At 74.6% G+C, this 21,719-nt stretch carries 20 protein-coding genes; 6 read left to right on the plus strand and 14 right to left on the minus strand.

Going from position 1 to position 21,719, the window contains the following annotated elements; genetic code table 11:
* Positions 1–28: 28 nt before the first annotated feature.
* Together FVA95_RS01570 and FVA95_RS01575 are read right to left on the minus strand one after the other, a co-directional pair.
* Positions 29–241: an MbtH family protein gene (locus FVA95_RS01570; RefSeq protein ID WP_020625570.1), complete on the minus strand. Its 213-nt coding sequence runs from the start codon at positions 239–241 to the stop codon at positions 29–31.
* A gap of 34 nt (positions 242–275) precedes the next feature.
* Positions 276–1,670, minus strand: a complete 1,395-nt coding sequence (locus tag FVA95_RS01575; RefSeq protein ID WP_149662607.1) for a lysine N(6)-hydroxylase/L-ornithine N(5)-oxygenase family protein — start codon at positions 1,668–1,670, stop codon at positions 276–278.
* 643 nt (positions 1,671–2,313) lie between these two features.
* On the opposite strand from FVA95_RS01575, the gene FVA95_RS01580 reads away from it, so the two are divergent.
* On the plus strand, positions 2,314–3,663 hold the full coding sequence (locus tag FVA95_RS01580; RefSeq protein WP_240051200.1) for a GGDEF domain-containing protein: 1,350 nt from the start codon (positions 2,314–2,316) through the stop codon (positions 3,661–3,663).
* Positions 3,664–3,688: 25 nt separating this feature from the next.
* Here FVA95_RS01580 and FVA95_RS01585 read toward each other — a convergent pair whose 3' ends face one another.
* From FVA95_RS01585 to FVA95_RS01605, 5 genes are all read right to left on the minus strand, one after another.
* Positions 3,689–4,318, minus strand: coding sequence for a TetR/AcrR family transcriptional regulator (locus FVA95_RS01585; protein ID WP_149662608.1), 630 nt, complete (start codon positions 4,316–4,318; stop codon positions 3,689–3,691).
* A 32-nt stretch (positions 4,319–4,350) separates the two neighbouring features.
* Entirely contained in the window at positions 4,351–5,502 is a 1,152-nt protein-coding gene (locus FVA95_RS01590; RefSeq protein ID WP_020625370.1) for an acyl-CoA dehydrogenase family protein, read from the minus strand.
* A gap of 37 nt (positions 5,503–5,539) precedes the next feature.
* Positions 5,540–6,301 carry a 3-hydroxyacyl-CoA dehydrogenase gene (locus tag FVA95_RS01595; RefSeq protein WP_020625371.1) on the minus strand — a complete coding sequence of 254 codons (762 nt, stop codon included), beginning with the start codon at positions 6,299–6,301 and terminating at the stop codon, positions 5,540–5,542.
* Between the two features lie 35 nt (positions 6,302–6,336).
* Positions 6,337–7,494, minus strand: coding sequence for an acetyl-CoA C-acyltransferase (locus FVA95_RS01600; protein ID WP_149662609.1), 1,158 nt, complete (start codon positions 7,492–7,494; stop codon positions 6,337–6,339).
* Between the two features lie 112 nt (positions 7,495–7,606).
* Positions 7,607–8,257 (minus strand): Pr6Pr family membrane protein, encoded by a 651-nt coding sequence (locus FVA95_RS01605; RefSeq protein WP_167306408.1) that lies wholly within the window; start codon positions 8,255–8,257, stop codon positions 7,607–7,609.
* A gap of 133 nt (positions 8,258–8,390) precedes the next feature.
* Here FVA95_RS01605 and FVA95_RS01610 point away from each other — a divergent pair, with 133 nt between their 5' ends.
* The gene (locus FVA95_RS01610; protein ID WP_161992158.1) at positions 8,391–9,290 is read left to right on the plus strand and encodes an SAM-dependent methyltransferase; all 900 of its coding nucleotides are present in this window, start codon (positions 8,391–8,393) and stop codon (positions 9,288–9,290) included.
* 66 nt (positions 9,291–9,356) lie between these two features.
* On the opposite strand, the gene FVA95_RS01615 is transcribed toward FVA95_RS01610, so the two are convergent.
* The 3 genes from FVA95_RS01615 to FVA95_RS01625 all read right to left on the minus strand — a co-directional run bounded on the left by FVA95_RS01615 (position 9,357) and on the right by FVA95_RS01625 (position 12,023).
* The gene (locus FVA95_RS01615; protein ID WP_149662611.1) at positions 9,357–10,727 is read right to left on the minus strand and encodes a dicarboxylate/amino acid:cation symporter; all 1,371 of its coding nucleotides are present in this window, start codon (positions 10,725–10,727) and stop codon (positions 9,357–9,359) included.
* Positions 10,728–11,077: 350 nt separating this feature from the next.
* A complete protein-coding gene (locus tag FVA95_RS01620; RefSeq protein ID WP_149662612.1) occupies positions 11,078–11,818 on the minus strand; it encodes a hypothetical protein in 741 nt (246 codons plus the stop codon).
* Positions 11,775–12,023, minus strand: a complete 249-nt coding sequence (locus tag FVA95_RS01625) for a hypothetical protein (protein WP_149662613.1) — start codon at positions 12,021–12,023, stop codon at positions 11,775–11,777. Before FVA95_RS01625 ends, FVA95_RS01620 begins: the two co-directional genes overlap by 44 nt.
* Positions 12,024–12,473: 450 nt before the next feature.
* On the opposite strand from FVA95_RS01625, the gene FVA95_RS01630 reads away from it, so the two are divergent.
* Positions 12,474–13,952 carry an alkaline phosphatase gene (locus FVA95_RS01630; RefSeq protein ID WP_149662614.1) on the plus strand — a complete coding sequence of 493 codons (1,479 nt, stop codon included), beginning with the start codon at positions 12,474–12,476 and terminating at the stop codon, positions 13,950–13,952.
* Positions 13,953–13,966: 14 nt separating this feature from the next.
* Here the strand turns inward: FVA95_RS01630 and FVA95_RS01635 are convergent, their stop codons facing one another.
* Positions 13,967–15,133 carry an acyl-CoA dehydrogenase family protein gene (locus FVA95_RS01635; protein WP_149662615.1) on the minus strand — a complete coding sequence of 389 codons (1,167 nt, stop codon included), beginning with the start codon at positions 15,131–15,133 and terminating at the stop codon, positions 13,967–13,969.
* Entirely contained in the window at positions 15,126–16,337 is a 1,212-nt protein-coding gene (locus tag FVA95_RS01640) for an acyl-CoA dehydrogenase family protein (RefSeq protein WP_161992159.1), read from the minus strand. Before FVA95_RS01640 ends, FVA95_RS01635 begins: the two co-directional genes overlap by 8 nt.
* 148 nt (positions 16,338–16,485) lie before the next feature.
* Between FVA95_RS01640 and FVA95_RS30655 the strand changes: the two genes are divergently transcribed.
* Positions 16,486–16,632: a hypothetical protein gene (locus FVA95_RS30655; RefSeq protein WP_020622758.1), complete on the plus strand. Its 147-nt coding sequence runs from the start codon at positions 16,486–16,488 to the stop codon at positions 16,630–16,632.
* A 16-nt stretch (positions 16,633–16,648) separates the two neighbouring features.
* Positions 16,649–19,291, plus strand: a complete 2,643-nt coding sequence (locus FVA95_RS01645; RefSeq protein WP_149662617.1) for an ATP-dependent RNA helicase — start codon at positions 16,649–16,651, stop codon at positions 19,289–19,291.
* A 141-nt stretch (positions 19,292–19,432) separates the two neighbouring features.
* Here FVA95_RS01645 and FVA95_RS01650 read toward each other — a convergent pair whose 3' ends face one another.
* Both FVA95_RS01650 and FVA95_RS01655 read right to left on the minus strand, forming a co-directional pair.
* Positions 19,433–20,197, minus strand: coding sequence for a class F sortase (locus FVA95_RS01650; RefSeq protein WP_240051202.1), 765 nt, complete (start codon positions 20,195–20,197; stop codon positions 19,433–19,435).
* 9 nt (positions 20,198–20,206) lie between these two features.
* Positions 20,207–20,587: a hypothetical protein gene (locus FVA95_RS01655; RefSeq protein WP_149662618.1), complete on the minus strand. Its 381-nt coding sequence runs from the start codon at positions 20,585–20,587 to the stop codon at positions 20,207–20,209.
* 135 nt (positions 20,588–20,722) lie between these two features.
* Between FVA95_RS01655 and FVA95_RS01660 the strand changes: the two genes are divergently transcribed.
* Positions 20,723–21,697 (plus strand): threo-3-hydroxy-L-aspartate ammonia-lyase, encoded by a 975-nt coding sequence (locus tag FVA95_RS01660; RefSeq protein WP_193564270.1) that lies wholly within the window; start codon positions 20,723–20,725, stop codon positions 21,695–21,697.
* The last annotated feature ends 22 nt before the right edge of the window (positions 21,698–21,719 follow it).

Genomic DNA, 21,719 nt, shown 5'->3' on the forward strand with positions numbered 1-21,719 from the left:
GGCGCCCCGGATCAGGCGGCGCACCGGATCAGGCGTCGGTGCGTTCGCGCAGGCTGCGCGGTCGCAGGTCGGTCCAGTTCCGTTCGACGTAGTCCAGGCACGAGGTCCGGTCGGCCGGCCCGTGGACCGAGGTCCAGCCCGCCGGGACCTCGGCGAAGTCCGGCCACAGCGAGTGCTGACCCTCGTCGTTCACGAGGACCCGGAAGGTGCCGTTCTCGTCGTCGAAGGGGTTGGTGGACATGGTTCTCCTCCGGTGCGGGGACGTGGTGGGGCGCTCAGACGGTGGCGGTGTCGCGCCCGCTCGCCTCCGGGGAGGCGACCGCCGTTCCCCGGACGAGCGAGGCGACGATCTCTCCGGACCGCACGGCGATGTTGGACAGCAGGGTCGAGGTGATGCCGTGCGTGTGCTCGGTCGGACCCTGCAGGTAGACGCCGGCCCGGACCGCTCCGCCGCCGGGGAGCGCACCGGTGCGGACGCGGTAGTCGCGCTGCACGTCGAGCCGGCCCTGTCCGTCGCGCCCGCAGGCCTGCTGCAGGCCGGCGTCGAGCAGCCACAGCGGGTCGGCCGACCGGTACCCGGTCGCGTAGACCACGGCGTCGGCGGTGATGACCTCGCGCTCGCCGTCGATGAGCGACTCGATCGCCAGCTCCACCCGGTCCCCGACGTCGACGACGTCGGCCACCCGGGAGACGTTGCGGAAGCGCAGCCGCTCCCGGCCGGCGACCCGCTCGTGGTAGTGCGTGCGGTACAGGCCCTCGATCAGCTCGGGGTCGACCACGGAGTAGTTGGTGTTGGCGTGGTAGCCGAGGATGCGGTCCTTGACCTCGTCCGGGGCGGTGTAGAAGTCGTCGACGGCGGCCGGGTCGAAGATCCGGTTGGCGAAGGACGTGTCGTCGGCGGGGCTGTAGCCGTAGCGGGCGAACACCGCGTGCACCTCGGCGGTCGGGAAGGTGCGGTGCAGGTGCTCCACGGTCTCCGCCGCGCTCTGCCCGGCCCCGACGACGGCGAACCGCGCGGGCGAGGCGCCGGCGAGCTCGCGGGTGCGGAAGAGCAGGTCGCGGTTGTGCCAGATGCGTCCGCCGGCGGTGATCCCGCGCGGGAGGACCGGGGTGAGCCCGCAGGCGAGCACGACGTTGCGGGTCCGCAGCCGCTCCACCCGTTCGCCGGTGCGCACCACGACGTCGAGGAGGTCGACCACCCCGTCGCCGGGCACGGGCTCGATCTCGACGACCTCGCTGCCGTAGTCGACGGTCACCGGGGAGCCCGCGGCGTCGCTGACCTCGCCGACCCGTGCGGCGGCCCACTCCAGGTAGTCGTGGAACTCTCGGCGGGTGGGGAACGACGAGCCGTAGTTGATGAAGTCGGCGAGCCGGCCGCGGTCGTGCAGGTAGGACAGGAAGGAGAAGCCGCTGTTCGGGTTCCGCAACGTCACGAGGTCCTTGAGGTAGGACACCTGCATGGTCGCGTCCTCGAGCAGCATCCCGCGGTGCCAGCCGAACCGCTCCTGGCGCTCGACGAACCGGGCGGTCACCCGCGCGTCGGCCGGGGCCGCCCCGTTGTGCTCCAGCAGGGCGATCGCGATGCCGAGGTTCGACGGCCCGAACCCGACCCCCACTACGTCGAGTACCTCCGGGGCGGAGTGGGGGTTCGCGTTCGCGGGGTTCGCCATCACGGTCCTTTCGTTGCTTCGGCACGCCTCAGATAAGGCGAGGCTAACTGCAACACGAAGGTGGACGTCCCGCCTAGGGGGTGATCGTCGGAACCCGGCCGCAACGGCTCGTCTGCGCTGGTCGGGGCAGTGGAGTGACGAACGTGTCACCCGTTCAGACTATGGGGCGCCGGCACGCACACACCGCCGGACGAGGGTGTCGCATGCCCCGCCCGTGCGTCACCGGTTCTGACGACAGAGACAGGGACAGGCACTCCGGCCCGACACGGCCGGCGACCACGAACGGCGGCGCCGCGCGGGACGACCGAGCGTCCCGCGCGGCGCCGATGACGGTTCACCAGTCCCAGTTGCGCACGAGCACTCTCCCCTCGACCGGAGTACTTCTCACCGCCCCGGAACGGACGCCGTTACGTTCCGCACGTCAGGACGCACGGCACGCTCCACGATCGAGTGATGACAGGTCCAGAGTAAGCGATGGACAACGCTCCGTCACGGTTTAACGCAATCCTGAGGCGTTCGTCGTCGGTTCCGGGCCGCTCGGCGCGGACTCGGGCCGCTGCGACACGTACGGCAACCGCTTGCCTTACTCCCGCGTAGCCTCGACCCGATACCCCTGAACGCACCCGACGAACAGGCAGGCGACGTGACCTCTGGCCCGGTGGCACCGCGCCCGGCACGGCGTCGCCGTCGTGTGCCGGACGCCCGGTCGCTGCTCGGCCTGCCGGTGCGCCCGCTGCTGCTGGTCCTGGCCGTCGAGTCCGCGGCGGTGGCCGCCGTCGTCGCAGGCGTGCTGACCGGCGCCGCGCCGACGCGGACCGACGCGCTGCTCTGCGGGCTGCTGATGCTGGTGGCCGCGGTGCACACCGAGCTGTCGGTCAACGCCGAACGCCTGCGGCGACGGATCGCCGAGACCCGCTACATCAACATGACCTCGGTCTGGACCTTCGCGGCCGCGCTGCTGCTGCCGCCGGTGCTCGCGACGGCCGTCGTCGCCGTCATCTACGTCCACCTGTACCTGCGGGTGGTGCGCCCGAGCGGCACGCCGCCGCACCGCCAGGTCTACAGCGCCGCCACCGTCCTGCTCGCCGTGCACACCGTCGCGGGACTGCTCGTGCTGGTCGGCGGCTGGGGCGGGGCGCCGGCGACCCCGCAGAACGCGGCGCTGGTGCTGGGCGCGCTGATCGCCTACACGACGGTGAACACGCTGCTGGTCGTGTCGGTGCTGCGGCTGACCGCACCGGGGTCGCGGTTCCTCGCGATCCTGTGGGGCGGTGACATCGGGTTGGAGCTGGCGACGCTGTCGATCGGCGGGCTGGTCGCCGTCGTGCTCGCCAACACCTCCCCCTGGTTCGCGCTGCTCGCGGTGCTGCCGCTGCTCGTCGTCGAACAGACGACCCTGGTGCGTCAGCTCGAGGCACAGGTCGACACCGACGCCAAGACCGGGCTCCTCAACCCGGCGGCATGGCGCTGGCGCAGCCGCCAGATGCTGGAGCGCGACACGCGCACCGACCGCGCCGGCGCGGTGCTGATCCTCGACCTCGACCACTTCAAGGCGGTCAACGACCGGTACGGCCACCTGGCGGGCGACGACGTGCTCCAGGCCGTGGCCGACGTCCTCACCACCGAGGTGCGCGACGAGGACCTGGCCGGCCGGTTCGGCGGCGAGGAGTTCGTGGTCACGCTCGGCGGGATGCGCGCCGACGACACCCTGGACGACCGGGCCCGTGAGGTCGCCGAGCGGATCCGTCGGGGCGTGCGCGCGCTGGAGGTCGACACGGCCACCGCGGGCCGGGTCACCGGGCTGTCGGTGTCGGTCGGCGTCGCGACGACGCCGGACCACGGCACGGACCTCGACGGGCTGCTGGCCGCCGCGGACGCCGCGCTCTACGAGGCGAAGCACGCGGGCCGCGACCGGGTCGCGGTGCGGCCGCCGGCGCCGCCCGTCGTTCCCGAGGGTGCGACGCCGCCGTTCGGGCTGAGCTACGGCACCTGAGAACTCCGGCACCGGAGGGGCCGGGTCACGGCCCGAGCAGCACCCGCGCCAGGTCCTTCCACTGGGGCAGCATCGGGTCGCTGCCCGGGTCGCGCGGGTCGAAGGTGTAGGTCAGCGACGTGCCGCGCATCGAGGTGAGCAGCAGGTCGCGCAGCTGCTTGAACCGCGGGCGGCCGGCGAGCTCGTCGCCGAACATGCGGGCCATCGACGCCCGGATCGCCGCACCGAGGCGCTTCTCCTCGGGGCGCAGCGCCTCGGCGATCTCCGCGTTGGACCGGGCCGCGGTCCAGAGCTCCACCGCCGCCCAGAAGTGCGGCTCGGAGAAGCTCTCCCACAACAGCTCGATGACCCGGTCGGCCCGCTCGAACGAGCCGACCGGGTCGGCCTCGACCACCCGTCGCACGCGTTCCTCGGTGTCGGCGACGCGCTTCACCGCCAGATGCTGCGCGGCCGCGACCAGCAACCGGTCCCGGCTGGGGAAGTGGTGCAGCAGCCGGCCGCGCGACACGTCGGCGGCCGACTGGATGGTCAGGGTCGTGGAGCCCGAGTAGCCGCCGTCGATGAGGCAGGCCACGGCGGCGTCCAGGATCCGGGCGCGGCTGTCCTCCGACCGCTGCGCCCGGCTCCTGACCGCCGGAGGGTGTTCGGTGTTCATGATGTGCTCATGATCGCCTGTCGGTCATCGGCTCAGAGTCCCAGACCCCGGCCGATCACCTCCTTCATGATCTCGGTGGTGCCGCCGTAGATCCGGGTGATGCGGGCGTCGGCGTAGGCCTTGGAGACCGGGTACTCGCTCATGTAGCCGTAGCCGCCGTGCAGCTGCAGGCAGCGGTCGGCGACCCGACCCTGCAGCTCGGTGCACCAGTACTTCGCCTTCGACGCGTCGACGGCGGTCAGCTCGCCCGCGTTCAGCGCCCGCACGCAGTCGTCGACGTAGTGCTCGGCGAGGTCGATCTCGGTGTCCATCTCGGCCAGCGCGAACTTCGAGTTCTGGAACGAGCCGACCGGGGACCCGAACGCCTTGCGCTCCTTGACGTACTCCAGGGTGTTCGTCAGCACCGTCCGGGCCGCGGCCACCCCGGCGACGGCGATCGACAGACGTTCCTGGGGCAGCTTCTCGACCAGCTGGACGAAGCCCTTGCCCTCCTCGGGCCCGAGCAGGTTCTCCACCGGCACCTTCACGTCGGTGAAGGACAGCTCGGCGGTGTCCTGGGCGTGCATGCCCAGCTTGTCGAGGTTGCGGCCGCGCTCGAAGCCCTCCATCCCGCGCTCGAGCACCAGCAGGCTCATGCCCTTGTGCTTCTGCGACGGGTCGGTCTTCACCGCGACGACGACGAGGTCGGCGTTGATCCCGTTGGTGATGAAGGTCTTCGCGCCGTTGACGACGTAGTGGTCGCCGTCGCGGATGGCGGTCGTCGACATCGACGCCAGGTCCGAGCCGATGCCCGGCTCGGTCATCGCGATGGCGAGGATCTTCTCCCCCGCCACGACGCCCGGCAGCCACCGCTGCTTCTGCTCGTCGGTGGTGTAGGCGAGCAGGTAGGGCAGCACGATGTCGTTGTGCAGGGTCAGGCCCAGCCCGGAACCGGCCGCACCGACGCGCAGCACCTCCTCGGAGACGATCGCGTTGAACCGGAAGTCCCGCACACCGCCGCCGCCGAACTCCTCGGGCGCGTCCATGCCCAGGAACCCGTTGGCGCCGGCGGTGGTGAACAGCTCCCGGGAGACGACGCCGTCGCGCTCCCACTGCGCCTCGTGCGGGGCGATCTCCTTCTCGACGAAGGCCCGGAAGGCCTCGCGGAAGTCCTCGTGGTCGGACTCGTAGAGCGTGCGCTTCACGGCGCCGCCTCCTCTCTGGGGGGTACCGGCAGGGGGACTAGCGGGGCTGCATGCGGATCGCGCCGTCGAGACGGATCGTCTCGCCGTTGAGCATCGGGTTCTCCACGATGTGGGCGGCGAGCTTGCCGTACTCCGCGGGCTGCCCCAGCCGCGACGGGTGCGGCACCTGCTTGCCCAGCGAGGTCTTGACGTCCTCGGGCAGGCCGGCGAGCAGCGGCGTCTCGAACAGGCCGGGGGCGATGGTGTTGACCCGGATGCCGATGCTCGCCAGGTCACGGGCGATCGGCAGGGTCATGCCGACGATGCCGCCCTTGGACGCCGAGTAGGCGGCCTGGCCGATCTGGCCCTCGAACGCCGCCACCGAGGCGGTGTTGATGATGACGCCGCGGTCGCCGTCGACGTGGTCGGACTTGGCGATGCGCTCGGCCGCCAGCCGGATCACGTTGAACGTGCCGATCAGGTTGACGTTGATGACCTTGGTGAAGTCGGCCAGCGGGAACGGGCCGGTCTTGCCGAAGGTCTTGATGCCGTTGCCGATGCCGGCGCAGTTGACCGCGACGCGGACGGTGCCGAGCTCCTCGGCGGCGTCGAGGGCGGCCGAGACCTGCTCCTCGTTCGTGACGTCGGCGGCGACGAAGCGGACGTTGTCCCCCAGCTTGTCGGCGACGGCCTCGCCCTGTGACGACGGCAGGTCGATGATCAGGACCTTGGCGCCGAGCTCCACGAACTTCTCCGTGGTGGCCAGGCCCAGGCCGGACGCACCGCCGGTGACGACGGCGACGGAACCGTTGATGTCCATGTTCTGTCTGTTTCCTTCCGGGTGGGGAGCGGGTGTCAGAGGAGTTCGAGGATGGTGGCGTTGGCCTGGCCGCCGCCCTCGCACATGGTCTGCAGGCCGTAGCGGATGCCGTTGTCGCGCATGTGGTGGACCAGGGTGGTCATGATCCGCGCGCCGGAGCCGCCGAGGGGGTGGCCCAGCGCGATCGCGCCGCCGTTGGGGTTGAGCCGCTCGCCGACACCGGACGCGGTGTCGGTGGTGCCCGCGATGTCGGCCAGCCAGGCCAGCGGCACCGGCGCGAACGCCTCGTTGACCTCGAACGCGCCGATCTCGTCCAGCGACAGACCGGAGCGCTTCAGCGCCTTCTCCGTCGCGGGGATCGGGGCGGTCAGCATGATGACCGGGTCGGCGCCGGCGAGGACCGCCGTGTGCACGCGGGCGATCGGGGTCAGGCCGAGCTCGCGGGCCTTCTCGCTGGTGGTCATGAGCAGCGCGGCGGAGCCGTCGGAGATCTGCGAGGAGTTGCCCGCGTGGATGACGCCGCCCTGGTCGGCGTCCTTGAACACCGTCTTGAGCTGGGCGAGGCCCTCGACGGTCCCGCCGCGGCGGACCCTCTCGTCGGCGGTGACGCCGGCCAGCGGGGCGAGCTGACCGTCGAACCGGCCGTCGTCCTGCGCGGCGGCGGCGCGCTCGTGCGACAGCAGCGCGAACTCGTCGAGCTGGGTGCGGGAGAAGCCCCACTTCTCGGCGATCATCTCCGCGCCGACGCCCTGGTTCGGGGCGACCCCGTAGCGGGCGGCGAAGTCGCTGCCGAACGGGTCCTGACCCTGCAGCGAGGAACCCATCGGCACCCGCGTCATGGACTCGACACCGCCGGCGACGGCCACGTCGTACTGCCCGGCGATCAGGCCCGCGGCCGCGAAGTGCACCGACTGCTGGCTGGACCCGCACTGGCGGTCGACGGTCACGCCGGTGACGGTCTCGGGGAACCCGGCGGCCAGCGCGGCGTTGCGGGCGATGTCGAAGGTCTGCTCCCCCGTCTGGGAGACGCAGCCCCACAGGACGTCCTCGATCTGCGCCGGGTCCACGCCCGAGCGCTCGACCAGGCTGCGCAGGACGTGCGCGGACAGGTCCGTGGGGTGGACGTCCGCCAGACCGCCCTTGCGCTTGCCGACCGGGCTGCGTACGGCCTCGACGATGACTGCGTCTCGCACGGTGTTCGCTCCTTCGCGACGGTGGACGGCACCCGGGTCGGGGCCGTCGACTCGACTGCGACGGTAGCAGGAAACAGTCAGTGTTGACTGTCACGGATCCGTGCGACGCCGCTCACGCCCGCCCGGGGACGACCTCGCCGGCCGCCCGCCCGGGGACGCGGGACCCGGTCCGCCCGGCCAGCAGGACCAGGTAGCCCAGGACCAGGAATCCGGCCGCCAGCCTGAGGACGTTCCAGGCCAGCCCGCCCGCCCCGACCGCGTCCGGGTCGAGGAAGTAGTACGGCGCGCGCCGGCCGGCGCCGTTGAGCACGGCCAGCGCCAGCCCGAGGTACGCGGCCGGGAACAGCAGCCACACCGGCGGGTGCCACCAGCGCAGCCCGCCGCGGGCGGGCCGGACGAGGACCCAGTCGGCCAGCGCCAGCACCGGCACGACGATGTGCAACAGCACGTTGGCCGGGGTGAAGCCCGTCGAGCGCCCGGACAGGAACAGCAGCCAGACCAGGCCGGCGACCAGCAGGTAGACCACGACCGCACCACGGACCGCGGGCCGCGCGTCGTGCCGGCGGCCCAGCAGGGTCCAGAGGTAGAAGGCCGCGGCGAGCAGGTTGACCTGGCAGGTGAAGGTCGTCAGACGCCAGGCCACGCCGCTGCGCGAGGTCAGTTCGACCACGACCAGCGCCGCCAGCACGCAGGCGACGACCGCCCCGCGCAGGACGACGGCGACGACGGCGACAGAGACCTTGCGGGGCGCCGGGAGATGCACGGGGGATCAACGCCGGGCGCCGCCCACCGGGTTCCCGTGATCCGGACGGGTGATCCCGGTCATGCCCCGGTGTGCCGCTGCCCTGCATGGCGCACCATTATCGTGAGCATTGCTCATGTCCTGGGGAGGATCGATGTCCGGAGTACCGCACGGCAACGTCCCGTCCGGTGGCAACAGCGTCGCCGGTGGGTGGGACGTCACCCGCAGCGTCGGCGCGACCGCGCTGGCCGTCGCCGCGGCCCGCGCCGCCGAGGCCGAGCGCCCCGACCCGCTGGTGGTCGACCCGTACGCGCGCGCCCTCGTCGACGCCGCCGGGCCGGGGGTCCCGCTCCCCCGCGGTGCCGACGACGGCGGCGTCGGCTGGCGGGCGCTGGTCGACATGATGGCGATCCGCACCCGGGTGCTCGACGCGGCGCTGCTGGCGGCGGCCTCGGACGGGGTGCGGCAGGTCGTCGTCCCGGCGGCCGGGCTCGACGCGCGCTCCTACCGGCTGGCCTGGCCGGACGGCACGACGGTGTACGAGATCGACCAGCCCGAGGTGCTGGCCCACAAGCAGCGGGTCCTCGGCGCCACCGCTCCCCGGGCGCGACAGGTCGCCGTGCCCTGCGACCTGCGCGACGACTGGCCGGACGCACTGCGCGGGTCCGGTTTCGACCCCGGCCGGCCCACCGCGTGGCTGGTGGAGGGCCTGCTGCCCTACCTGCCGCCGGAGGCGGAGGCGGACCTGCTCGCCCGGGTCGACGAGCTGTCCGCGCCGGGCAGCCGGGTCGCACTGGAGGCGGTGGACCTGGCCATCGCCGACGAGTACCTGCAGACCGACGAGGTCCGGGCGATGGCCCCGTCGATGGGCAGCGACCTCGCGCAGCTGTGGGACACCCGGCGCCGCCCCGCGCCGGCGTCGGTGCTGCGCGCGGCGGGGTGGGACGTGCGGGAGCGGACCCTCGGCGAGCTGGGCGCGGACGTCGGCCGGCAGCTCACGGGGCCGGTCGGCACGATGGTCGCGCACGCCTTCATCGTCGACGCAGCCCGCTGACCAGGGCCGGGACGCGCCACGGCCCGCCGCCCGTGCGACGGACGCGGTCCGGCCCCGGGGTGGCGGTCAGACCGAGGTGGGGCGTCCGGCGCCGGACGCGTCCTCCTGTGGCGCGCTCGCCGTGTCCTGCTCGGCGGGCTCGGCGTCGACCGGGCCGGTCGTGTCCCCGCGGTCGAGGATGCCCTCCTGCGCTGCGACGAGCGTCGGCACGGTGATCTGCCCGGCGACGTTGGTCGCGGTGCGCATCATGTCCAGGATCGGGTCGATGCCGATCACGACCGCGATCCCGGCGGCGATCACCGCGGGTGGCATGCCGACTGCGGCGAGGGTCAGGGTCAGCATGGTGAACCAGCCGGTCGTCCCGGCGGTGGCCAGCGCCCCGAACACGGCGACGGCGACGATCACCAGGTACTGCCAGGCCGCGAGCTGCACCCCGGAGACGTGCGCGATGAAGATCGTCGCGAGCGCCGGGTACACGGCGGCACAGCCGTCCATCTTGGTGGTGGTGGCCAGCGGGACAGCGAACCCGGCGTAGTTGCGGTCCACGCCCAGGTCGATCGCGGCCTGCCGGGACATCGGCAGCGCGGCCCCGGACGAGCGGGACACGAAGGCGAACTGCAGCACCGGCCAGGTGATGCCGAAGAAGCGGCGCGGGCCGATGCCGGCCACGACCTTCAGCAGCAGCGGGTAGACGCCGAACAGGACGATCGCGCAGCCGAGGTAGACGGTGCCGATCAGACCGGCCAGTGACGCGACGACACCGCTGCCGTAGGTGGCGAACGCGGTGCCGATCAGGCCGAGCACGCCGATCGGGGCGAGCACGACGATCCAGCGGATGATCGTCAGGACGATGTCGAGGGCGGAGCGGGAGAACGCGACGAACGGCTCGGCCTTCTCCCCCAGTGCGTAGGCGGCGGCGCCGACCAGCAGCGCCGCGACGACGATCTGCAGCACGTCGTCCGCGGCGAACGCGGCGACCGGGTTGGCCGGGACGAGGTTCGACAGCAGCGCCTCCCACGATCCCGCCGTCTTCCGGCCCACCGCCTCGACGTCGGCCGGGTCGGCGGCGATCGTGACGCCCTGCCCGGGCCGCCCGACGAGGCCGATCGCAATGCCGATCAGCACCGCGACCAGGGAGGTCCCGGCGAACCACGCGACGGTGCGGCCGCCGAGCCGGGCGGCGGTGCGGCCGCCGCCGAGGTCGCGCAGGCTGACGATGCCGACGACGATCGCGAGGAACACCAGAGGCGCGACGGTGAACTGGAGCAGCCCGGTGAACAGGCCGCCGACGGTGTCCAGCGTGGACGCCAGCCCCTCCGAGCCGGTGCCCCGGGCGGTCAGCCCGAGCAGGGCGCCGAGCACGAGCCCGGCGACGGTGAGCAGAGCGAACACACGCGGGCGCTGCCAGGCGCGCGCGGCACGGACGACGAACGACACGGGGATCCCCCAGGAGATGCGGAACGGGCGTGGGCGGCGGTCAGCGCCGACACCCCGTGGTGGGACGACGACACAGGTCGATCACCCGCCGGCTCACCAGCCGCACACCCGTCCCCCGCACAGTGGAGATCAACACGCCCGTTCATGGCATTCTTCCCGGCGCCAGAGGGACGGAGCGTGACTCGCACCTCCGTCCGGGCCCTCACCGCACCGGTGGGGTGCGTGGGCGCGGCCGGGGCCACCGAACCAGCGGGCAGGTCGAGGACATGGGTGACGGTGTCGGGGACGTGGACCTTCACGCCGGGCACCGGGCTCGACCGACGGGCAGGTCACGGGGCCGGCCGGCGAGGTCACCGAGGCCAGGCCTCGCGTTCGGCCGGCTCGACCAGCACCGACGGGCGCACCGGCGCGCCGGGGTCGGCGGCGGCGAGCGCCACGGCCGTGGCGTGGTAGCCGGCGATCCGGGCGGCCGCACCCTCGTCGAGCAGGTCGAGACGGTAGGTCAGGCGCAGCGTCGACCCGGACAGCGAGACGTGCAGCCCCGCGGCCCGGCCGTCGCCGAGGGTGGTGCCCGTGTCGGGACCGCGGTCGCCGGTGCGGCCGAGCGCACCGGGGGCGATCTCGGTGCCGCGCAGGTCCGTGCCGGGATCGAGCACGGTGCCGAACGAGGGCATCGCCGTCCCGAGCTCGGCGGCGAGGCGTCCCAGGTCCGAGTCGGAGTGGGCGCGCAGCCCGGCCAGTGCCTCGGCGGCCGCGAGGACGAGAGCGGACCAGCTGCGAGCCGTGTCCAGGCACACCGGCAGCGGCGTCGTACCGGGACGGGGCGGGACCCCGGCGACCACCTCCGCGTCGCCGGACAGGGCCGCGAGGACGGCGGCGTGCGCAGCGAGCAGCACGGCGCCGGGCTCGACGCCGCACCCCGCGGCGACGGCGGCGACCGCGTCCCGCGGGACCGGCTCGGTGTGCACGGCGGTCCCGGGCCGGGGCGTGGTCGTCCAGGCCGGGTTCGGGGTGGCACCGCCGGTCAGCAGCACCCGGCTCCAGTGCTCACGGGTGGTCGAGGTGGTGGGGTCGGCGAGAGTGCCGGTCATCGTGCGAACTCTCCGTTCGGCAGAGGGCGCCGGGCGGGACGTCCTCGCCCGTGGTCGGGAAGGCGTCGCGGCCGATCAGGGGCACGTCGCCGACCCGGGAGTCCGCGGTGCAGAGGATCCTGTCGTCCAGGAACGAGTTCGACCCGATCCGGGTCCGGTCCACGACGAATGCGGTGTCGCACTCGTCGACAGTCACGATGGACATGACGATGGACGTTCCGTCGGCGACCATCGTCCCGGTTCCGTTCGAGCGTGCATGCGACGTCCCCCGTCTCATCGCCGTACCACAGAGTCGCTGACCGATTCCGACGCGTACATCGTCACTTCTCATGATCGTGCGAACCCGCGGTGCACACTGCTCCCCGGAAACGCGGCACGATCCCCACCGCGACGTCGACGGCGCCGCGGTCGCGAGCCTCGATACCGCGCGATCCCGATGAACTGTCTTCGTGATCCACCGGGCGGAGGTTCGACGTGAGACCGGATGTGATCCAGCGCACTGAGACTCGGTCGTCGGTGCGCGTGTGCCGTGGGGCGGGGCACACCCGGCCGGTTCCGGCCGAACGCCCGCGCCCGGGCGCGCGCGGTGATTCACTCGTCCGGTGAGACCGGCCCCGGCGCGTGCACACCGTCGTCGGGGTCGCCGGGGCGGAACATGGACGGTTCTTCCCGACCACCACGCACAGGAGGACGTGTGACCGCACTGCCACGCCGCAGCGTGCTGCTCGGCACCCTCGGCGCCGCGGTCGCAGGACTGGCGCCCGCCACCACCGGCGGCGAGCCCGCCGCCGTGCCCCGCTGGTTCGCCGGCGCGCTGCGACAGGCGACGACGCCCGATCCGTTCACCCTCGGCGTGGCCTCGGGCGACCCGTCGCCCGACGGCATGGTGCTGTGGACCCGCCTCGCCCCCGAGCCCGACGCCGAGGACGGCCGCGGCGGCATGCCCGACCGGGCCGTCGAGGTCGAGTGGGAGGTCGCCGAGGACGAGCGCTTCGCCCGGGTCGTGTCGCGCGGCACCGAGACCGCCACCCCCGAGCTCGCGCACAGCGTGCACGCCGAGCCCGCGGGGCTCGCCCCGGGACGCGAGTACTTCTACCGGTTCCGCACCGGCGGACACCTCTCCCCCGCCGCCCGCACCCGTACCGCGCCCGCCGCAGGTGCCGCGGCGGCGTCGCTGACCATCGCGACGGCGTCGTGCGCGAAGTTCGGGGCGGGCCACTTCACCGCCTACCGCGGGCTGGCCGCCGACGCCCCCGACCTCGTCCTGCACCTGGGCGACTACTTCTACGAGACCGACCGGGGCGAGGTCCGCGACCCGGGACCGCCGGAGCCGACGACCCTCGCCGGGTACCGGCGTACCCACGCCCACCAGCGCTCCGACGAGGACCTGCGCGCCGCGCACGCCGTCGCCCCGTGGGTGGTCGTGTGGGACGACCACGAGGTCGTCAACGACTGGGACGGCGCGACGACCGACCGGCGCCGGGCCGCGGCCCAGGCCTACTACGAGCACATGCCGCTGCGCCGGGCCTCGGTGCCCGACGGCCCGGACATCCAGCTCTACCGGCGGCTGTCCTGGGGCTCGCTCGCCACCTTCCACGTCCTGGACACCCGCCAGTACCGGATGCGTGGCTCGATGCTCGGCGCCGACCAGGAACGCTGGCTGCTGCGGGGCCTGCGGGACTCCGCGGCCGGCTGGGACGTGCTGGCCCAACAGGTGTTCTTCGCCCCGCGTCGGGGCGGCAAGTCCGGCACCTGGGGGGAGTTCACCGGCTCCCGGGAACGGGTGGTCCGCGGCTGGACCGAGGCGGGCGTGCGCAACGCCGTCGTCCTCACCGGGGACGAGCACGTGCACCACGCCAACGAGATCCCCGGCGACGACGACACGGTCGCCGGCACCGAGCTCGTCACCACCTCGGTGACCTCCGGCGGCGACGGTGACGGCGACGCGAAGTCCGGTGGCGGCAGCTCGGTGTGGTCGCTCGACCGGCGCGGCTACGTGCTGGCGACCTTCACCCCCGCACAGATGCGCGCGGACTTCCGCACCGTGTCCCGGGTCAGCGAGCCGAGCGCCACGGTGCGCACCGCGGCGTCGTTCGTGGTGCCGGACCGGGAGCCGGGTCTGAACAAGGTCTGACCCGGCCCCGGCGCTCAGCCGGTCGCCACCCGGGGCTCGCGGACGTCGTCGCCGAGGGTGTCGAGCACCAGCGCGGCGATGCGCTCGCGGTGGGCCTCGGCGGACCCGAGCAGGGCCGCGTCGGCGACGGCGCGCTTGTAGTACAGGTGCGCGACGTGCTCCCAGGTGAACCCGATCCCGCCGTGCAGCTGCACCGCGTCCGCGGCGACCCGGTACGCCGTCTCCGAACAGGTGGCCTGCGCGATCGACACCGCGAGGTCGGCGTCGTCGATGCGCGGGTCGTCGACCGCCCAGGCCGCGTGCAGCGCCGCGGTCCGGGCCTGCTCGACGGCGACGAGCATGTCCGCGCACCGGTGCTTGACCGCCTGGAACGACCCGATGGGCCTGCCGAACTGCAGCCGTTCCCTCGCGTAGGCGACGGTCAGGTCGAGCAGCCGGCGGGCGATGCCCGCCTGTTCGGCGGCGAGCAGCGCCCCCGCGGTGCGGAAGGCGTGCCGCAGGGCGCCGTCGGCGTCCGCGCCGGTGGCGAGCACGGAGCCGGTCGCGCCGTCGAGGACGACCCGGGCGACCGGGCGGGTCACGTCGAACGAGCCGCGCCGTTGCACTCGCACCCCGTCGGCGCTCGCGTCGACCACGGCCAGCACCGGGCCGTCGACCCCCGCTGCCGCAACGACCAGCACGTCCGCGGCGCCCGCGTCCGGGACGTGGGAGACCGTGCCGGAGAACCGGTCACCGTCGGCGGTGACGCCGGCCGCGGACGCGCCGTCGTAGGGGGTGGTGAGCCGGGCGACCAGCGCCGCGGTGCGCGAGCCGTCGGCCAGTGCGGCGAGCAGCGCGTCACGCTCGGCGCCCGCCGGGGCAGCGACCAGCGCCGGGACCGCGAGTGCCACGGTGCCCAGCAGTGGTCCGGTCACCAGGGCCGCACCGAGCTCCTCGGCCGCGACGGCCTGGTCCACGCAGGTCCCGCCGGCACCGCCGAGGTCCTCGGGGACGGCCAGCGACAGCGCGCCGAGCTCGGTGCCCAGGCGGCTCCAGAGTGCCCGGTCGAACCCGTCGGCGGTGTCGACGAGCCGGCGCAGGGTGGCCTCGTCGTGCTGGCGCTCGGCGAAGCGGTGCAGCGCCGTGCGCAGCTCGCGCTGCTCGTCGGTGACGTCGAACTCCCGGAGTTCCTGCTCAGCCACGGGGGACCTCCTTCCAGGGGCGGTCGGAGTCCGACCGGGGCTCGCCGGGCAGGCCGAGGACGCGTTCGCCGAGGATGTTGCGCATGACCTCCGAGGTGCCGCCCTCGATGGTGTTCGCGCGCGAGCGCAGGAAGCGCTGCTGCACCGTGGAGTTCGGGTCGGTGTGCACCCGGGTGCGGTCCATCGACCAGTCGTCGTAGAGCAGCGCGTCCGGACCGAGCAGGTCCATGCAGAACTCGTAGACGTCCTGGTTCAGCTCGGCGCCGACCAGCTTGGACACCGAGCCCTCCGGGCCGGGCTGTCCGGCGCTCGCGGTGCGCCGCGCGCGGGCGAGGGTGAGGCGGTGGGTCTCGGCGCGGGTCCACAGGGCCGCGAGCCGGTCGCGCAGCACCGGGGTGTGCCGGTCGGGGTGGGCCCGCCACAGGCCGAGCGCCTCACCGATGACGCCGCTGCCGCGCCGCCCGGTGACCCCGCCGATGGCGGTGCGCTCGTTCATCAGGGTGGTGATCGCGACCTTCCAGCCGGCGCCGACCTCACCGAGCCGGTGCGCGTCGAGGACCCGCACGTCGGACAGGTGGACCTCGTTGAACTCGGCCTGCCCGGTCATCTGGCGCAGCGGGCGCACGTCGACACCCGGCTGCGCCATGTCGATCACGAAGTAGGTCAGTCCGCGGTGCTTGGGCTGCTCGGGATCGGTGCGGGCGACGAGCATCCCCCACCGCGCGACGTGGGCCAGGGTCGTCCAGACCTTCTGCCCGTTGACGACCCACTCGTCGCCGTCGCGGACCGCGGAGGTGGCCAGACCCGCGACGTCGGAGCCGGCGCCGGGCTCGCTGAACAGCTGGCACCAGATCTCCTCGCCGGTGGCCATCGGCCGGAGCCACGCCGCGACCTGCTCGCGGTCCGCGCCGTACTCGACGACGGTCGGCGCGCCCATGCCGTAGCCGATCGGGTTGACCGCGAACATCCGCTCGCCACCGGCGTCGGTGACGATCTGGTCGACCACCGGCTGCAGCCCGCGGGACAGACCGAGCCCGCCGAGCCCCTCGGGGTGGTGCACCCAGGCGAGGCCGGCGTCGTAGAGGGCGCCGAACAGCTCCTCGCGTGGCACCGACCGCGGGTCGTGGGCCTCGACCACCTCCCGGGCGGCCTGTGCCACGCGGGCCGCGTCAGATGCCGGTCGGGTCGTGGTGGGCGAGCTCATCGCACCTCCGGGAGCTGGGCCTGACATCGTCGTCGATGTCGCTCCCGACCGTAGCCGTCATCGGTTTCGGGGACCACGGTTAACGATTCGTGGTCCGGGTGCGACATCAGGTTCGTCCGTATGACGCAGCCGAGCCCCAGGAGCAACGATGCCCGCCACCGCCGCCACCCACCGTCCCGCGGCCCCGGTGCTCGACCGGACCGTGCTGCCGGGCTGGGCGCTGCTGCTGATCACCACCGGGCTCGCCGCCGCGGTCGTCGTGATCATGGTGCTGTCCTACAGCGGGCTGGCCTGACCCATACTCGGGGGTGATGTCCCCACTCCCCGACCTGCCGGTCCGCGCCGTCCTCGACGACCTGCGCGCGGCGCTGGACGACCGCGGCGGCGTCGTGCTCGTCGCCCCGCCCGGCACCGGCAAGACCACCCTCGTGCCGCTCGCGCTGGCCGGGCTCGACGGGGCCGCCCCGGCGCCGGAGGGCACGGTGCTGGTCGCCGAGCCGCGCCGGGTCGCCGCCCGCGCCGCCGCGGCCCGGATGTCGTCGCTGCTCGGGACCGAGGTCGGCGGGCCGGTCGGCTACCGCGTCCGCGGCGACGCCCGCATCGGGCCCGGCGCCCGGGTCGAGGTCGTCACCTCCGGGTTGCTGCTGCGCCGGCTGGCCGGGGACCCGGAGCTGGCCGGGGTGTCCACCGTGGTCCTCGACGAGGTGCACGAACGCCACCTCGACGCGGACCTGCTGCTCACCCTGCTGCTCGACGCCCGCGACGGGCTCCGTCCCGACCTGCGGCTGCTGGCCACCTCCGCGACCCTCGACGCGGCCCGCCCGGCCGTCCTGCTGGGCGACGACGACCGGCCCGCGCCGGTGCTGGAGGTCGCCGCCCGCAGCCACGACGTCGCGGTCACCCACGTCCCGCCCGCCCGGGCCGGCCGTGGCGGGACCGAGCGGATCGAGAACACCGTGGCCCGGACGTGTGTGCGGGCGCTCGAGCACGGCAGCGTGCTGGCGTTCCTGCCGGGCGTCGCGGAGATCGGGCGGACCGCGTCCGCGCTGCGCGAGCTCGGACCCGACGCCGACGTCCTCGCGTTGCACGGCAGGCTGTCCGCCGCCGAGCAGGACGCGGCGCTGCGCGACGGGCCACGGCGGCGGATCGTGCTCGCCACCGCCGTCGCCGAGTCCAGCCTGACCGTGCCCGGGGTGCGGGCCGTCGTCGACTCCGGGCTGGTCCGGGTCCCGCACACCGACCACCGGCGCGGGTTGTCCGGCCTCGTGACCCGCCGGGTCTCGCGCGCGGTCGCGACCCAGCGCGCGGGCCGCGCCGGGCGGGAGGCACCCGGCTTCGCCTACCGCTGCTGGCCCGAGGGCGAAGTGCTCGCCGACGCCCCGGACCCCGAGATCCGCACCGCCGACCTCACCGCGCTCGCGCTGGACCTCGCCGTCTGGGGCACCCCCGACGGCAGCGGTCTGCGCTGGTGGGACGTCCCGCCGCCCGGTCCGCTGGCCGCCGGACGCGGGGTGCTGACCGCGCTCGGCGCGATCGGCCCCGACGGCGCGGTCACCGACCGGGGACGGCGGATCTCCGCACTGGGCCTGCACCCACGCCTCGCCAGAGCGCTGCTCGACGGCGTCGCCGCCGGAGGGGACCCGCGGGAGGTCGCCGGGATCGTCGCGGTCCTCGACGACGACACCCTCGCGGGCCCCGCGGACGACCTGACCGCCGCACTGGCCCGGCTGCGCTCCGGCGACGCCCCCGGCGCCGGGCGGTGGCGCGGGGACCGGGACCGCCTGACCGGCGCACTGCGCCGCGCCCGCGCCGCCACACCCGCGGCCACCTCGTCACCCGCAGCCGCCGCGTCGCCGGGCGCGGGGTCGCCGGGCGCGGGGTCGCCGGGCACCGGGGCCCACTCCGGCGCTGCCGGCGACGCGTCGGCGCGTGCCCGGGGACGGACCGATCGCGCCGAGGGCGCTGCGGGCACCGAGCTCGTCGCGCTGGTCACCGGGCTCGCCCATCCGGAACGGCTCGCCCGGCGCCGCGACACCGCGGCCGGGGTGTTCCTGATGGCCGGTGGCACCGCCGTCGAGGTCCCACCCGGTCCCCTGCGCGACGCCGAGTGGCTCGCCGTCGCCGTCGCCGACCGGCGTCCCGGGCAGACCCACGGCCGGGTCCGCCTCGCCGCGGCGACCGATGCCGCGACCGCGCTGCGGGCCGCAGCACCGCTGCGGGTCACCGGCTCGGAGGTCGTCTGGAGCGACGGCGACGTCCGTGCCCGCACCGTCGACCGGCTCGGCGCGATCGTGCTGTCGGAGAAGCCCGACCGCTCCCCCGACCCCGGTGCCGTCCGCGAGGCGCTCGTCGCCGGACTGCGGGCCGAGGGCACCGGGCTGCTGCGCTGGACGGCGGGCGCGGTGTCGCTGCGCGAGCGGCTGGGCTTCCTGCACCGGGTGCTGGGCGCACCGTGGCCGGACGTGTCCGAGGAGGCGCTCCTCGACTCCGCCGCCGATCCCGCCGGGTGGCTGGCGGGCCCGCTCGCCACCGCCCGGCGACGCTCGGACCTGGCACGGGTCGACGCCGGGCCCGCGCTGCGCCGGCACGTCGCCGCGTCCGTGGGCGGGCTCGCCGGGCGGATCGACGAGCTGGCCCCGGAGCGGCTCACCGTCCCCACCGGGTCCCGGATCGCGCTGGACTACTCCGGCGCGGCCCCGGCGCTGCCGGTGAAGGTGCAGGAGGTGTTCGGGTGGACCGGCTCCCCCGCCGTCGCCGACGGGCGGGTGCCGGTGGTGCTGCACCTGCTCTCCCCCGCCGGGCGGCCGACCGCGGTCACCGCCGACCTGGACTCGTTCTGGGACAACGCCTACCCGCAGGTCCGGGCCGAGCTCCGCGGGCGCTACCCGAAGCACGCCTGGCCGGAGGACCCGCGCACCGCGACACCGGGACGGGGCACCGGACGCCGCAGGTGAGCGCGGCGCCCCGGTTCCGGACGGCCCGGTCGCCGAGACGCAGCTCAGCGGGAGTTGTCGATCTCCACAGCCCGCTGAGCTGCATCTCGACGAGCGCGGGGCGACGGACCGCGCTCCGCAGGGCGTGGACGGTCGGGCCGCTCAGCGGACCTGGTCGGCGAACACCACGACGTTGTCGAGGTAGCTGCGGGCCGACCGGTCGAACACCCCGCCGCAGGTGATGAGCCGCAGGCCCGCGTGGCCCAGGTCGCCGTAGACCTCGGCGGTCGGGAACTCCGCCTTGGGGAAGCGCCCGACCCGGCGCACCGCGAACACCACCGACGTCCCGTCGGCGCGGTCGACGCGGATCTCGTCGCCGGGCTCCAGGGTGTCCAGGTCGGCGAAGGCTCCGGGGAGCCCCTTCCAGTCGACGTGCGCGGTGAGCACGGCGGGTCCGACCTCGCCGGGGGTCGGCGCTCCGGTGTACCAGCCGACGGTGCCCGCGTCCGCGGGGACCTCCATCGACCGGTCCGCGGTCAGCCCCATCGGCCGTGGCACGGTGTCGAGCCCGAGCCGGTCGACCCGGAGCCGGACCGGCTCCGAGCGCACCAGCGGCGCGGGCCCCGGCGGCAGCAACGCGCCCGGCGCGGGCCCCGGAGCGGTCACCGGGACCGACGCGACGGCCGTCGCCCCGGGCTCGGGTGCGCCCGCGGGGTCGGCGAGCAGCAGCGTGGCGGTCAGGACACCGAGCGGCGCCAGCACCCGTGTCGCCCGGCGCAGTGCTCCGGCCCGGCGGCGCGCCCGTCGCTCCCGGTCCGGGCTCCCGCGCCGCACCGTCCCGGACCGGTCCCCGGCCACGGCGCCGAGCCCGGCCCGCGCACCGGACGGTGCGGCGGGGCCGGGCACCGGGAGGGCGGGGCCGGGCACGTGCCGGGATCAGCCGCGGCGACCGACGGCGACGCGGCGCACCGCGACCGCGCCGATACCACCGGCGGCGACGGCACCGAGCGCCAGCGGCAGCACGTCGGCCGGGCCGCCACCGGCCTCGACGCCACCGACCGGCGTCGCGGTGACCTGGGTGGAGTCGTCGGACGCGGCCGTGGCCGGGGACGCGGCGCCGTAGTCGTGGTCCTCGCAGGCCACGCCGTTGTCGTTCGCGTCGAGGTTCTCGGGGTCGCCCGGGGTCAGGGCCGCCTGGGCGTCGGCCTGGCTCGCGAAGTCCTTGCAGTCGCGGTCCTGGGCGAAGGCCGTGCCGGCGAGCGGGAGGGCGGCCACGGTCGCGAGGAGCGCGGCGGCGGACAGGGAACGGAGGCGCATCGGGGGTGTCCTTCCGGGGGACGTGGGGGGAGCCACGCAGGTAGCAGCGATCCGGACGTGTCGGTCGTTACACCCGAACGTGAATGAACCCGAACGGGCTTGAACCTGCTCCGCCGGGCGGCGGAAGGTGGTCCGGTGATTGCTCTCCCCACCCCCGACGACGTCGGTGCCGCCGCGGCGATCCTGCGCGGGCACGCCCACCGCACCCCCGTTCTGACCTCCCGGCTCACCGACGCCGAGCTCGGCGCGCAGCTGTTCGTGAAGGCGGAGAACCTGCAGCGCACCGGGAGCTTCAAGTTCCGCGGGGCGTTCCACACGCTGTCCCGGCTGACGGCGGCCGAGCGGCGGGCGGGGGTGGTCGCGTTCTCCTCGGGCAACCACGCCCAGGCCGTCGCGCTGGCCGCACAGCTGCTGGAGGTGCCCGCGACCATCGTGATGCCGCACGACGCCCCCGCCACGAAGCTCGCCGCCACCCGCGGCTACGGCGCCGAGGTGATCGGCTATGACCGCTGGACCGAGGACCGCGACGCCATCGCGACCGCGCTGTCCGCCGAGCGCGGGCTCACCCTCGTCCCGCCCTACGACCACCCGCACGTCATCGCCGGTCAGGGCACCGCGGTGCTCGAGCTGCTGACCGACCACGGTCCGCTCGACGCGCTGTTCGTCTGCCTCGGCGGGGGCGGGCTGCTGTCCGGGTCGCTGCTCGCGGCCCAGGCCCTGTCCCCCGACGCCCGGGTGTACGGCGTCGAGCCCGAGGCCGGCGACGACGGCCTGCAGTCCCTGCGCGCCGGACACGTCGTGCGCATCCCGCAGCCCCGCACCCTCGCCGACGGCGCCGCCACCACCCACCTCGGCGACCACACGTTCCCGGTGATCTCGCGGCTCGTCACCGACATCGTGACGGTGCCCGACGCCGCGCTGGTCGAGTCGATGGCGCTGTTCGCGTCGCGCTACAAGGTGCTCGTCGAGCCGACCGGGGCGCTGGCGTTCGCGGGGGTCCGGGCCGCCGTCGCCGCGGACCCGCAGCGGTGGGCGGGGGCGCGGATCGGCGTCACGATCTCCGGCGGCAACGTCGACCTGGACCGCTTCGCCGCCCTCGTCACCGGCTGAGCCACCGGCCGGGCGCACCCGC

The sequence above is a fragment of the Pseudonocardia sp. EV170527-09 genome (genome assembly GCF_008369905.1).
Classification (GTDB): Bacteria; Actinomycetota; Actinomycetes; order Mycobacteriales; family Pseudonocardiaceae; genus Pseudonocardia.

Excerpts from the sequence above, each read along its gene's own strand:
- FVA95_RS01570 (WP_020625570.1), bottom strand. The coding sequence starts at position 241 with ATGTCCACCAACCCCTTCGACGACGAGAACGGCACCTTCCGGGTCCTC.
- FVA95_RS01575 (WP_149662607.1), bottom strand. The coding sequence starts at position 1,670 with ATGGCGAACCCCGCGAACGCGAACCCCCACTCCGCCCCGGAGGTACTC.
- FVA95_RS01585 (WP_149662608.1), bottom strand. The coding sequence starts at position 4,318 with ATGAACACCGAACACCCTCCGGCGGTCAGGAGCCGGGCGCAGCGGTCG.
- FVA95_RS01595 (WP_020625371.1), bottom strand. The coding sequence starts at position 6,301 with ATGGACATCAACGGTTCCGTCGCCGTCGTCACCGGCGGTGCGTCCGGC.
- FVA95_RS01610 (WP_161992158.1), top strand. The coding sequence starts at position 8,391 with ATGTCCGGAGTACCGCACGGCAACGTCCCGTCCGGTGGCAACAGCGTC.
- FVA95_RS01620 (WP_149662612.1), bottom strand. The coding sequence starts at position 11,818 with ATGACCGGCACTCTCGCCGACCCCACCACCTCGACCACCCGTGAGCAC.
- FVA95_RS01625 (WP_149662613.1), bottom strand. The coding sequence starts at position 12,023 with ATGTCCATCGTGACTGTCGACGAGTGCGACACCGCATTCGTCGTGGAC.
- FVA95_RS01630 (WP_149662614.1), top strand. The coding sequence starts at position 12,474 with ATGGACGGTTCTTCCCGACCACCACGCACAGGAGGACGTGTGACCGCA.
- FVA95_RS01640 (WP_161992159.1), bottom strand. The coding sequence starts at position 16,337 with ATGAGCTCGCCCACCACGACCCGACCGGCATCTGACGCGGCCCGCGTG.
- FVA95_RS30655 (WP_020622758.1), top strand. The coding sequence starts at position 16,486 with ATGCCCGCCACCGCCGCCACCCACCGTCCCGCGGCCCCGGTGCTCGAC.
- FVA95_RS01645 (WP_149662617.1), top strand. The coding sequence starts at position 16,649 with ATGTCCCCACTCCCCGACCTGCCGGTCCGCGCCGTCCTCGACGACCTG.
- FVA95_RS01655 (WP_149662618.1), bottom strand. The coding sequence starts at position 20,587 with ATGCGCCTCCGTTCCCTGTCCGCCGCCGCGCTCCTCGCGACCGTGGCC.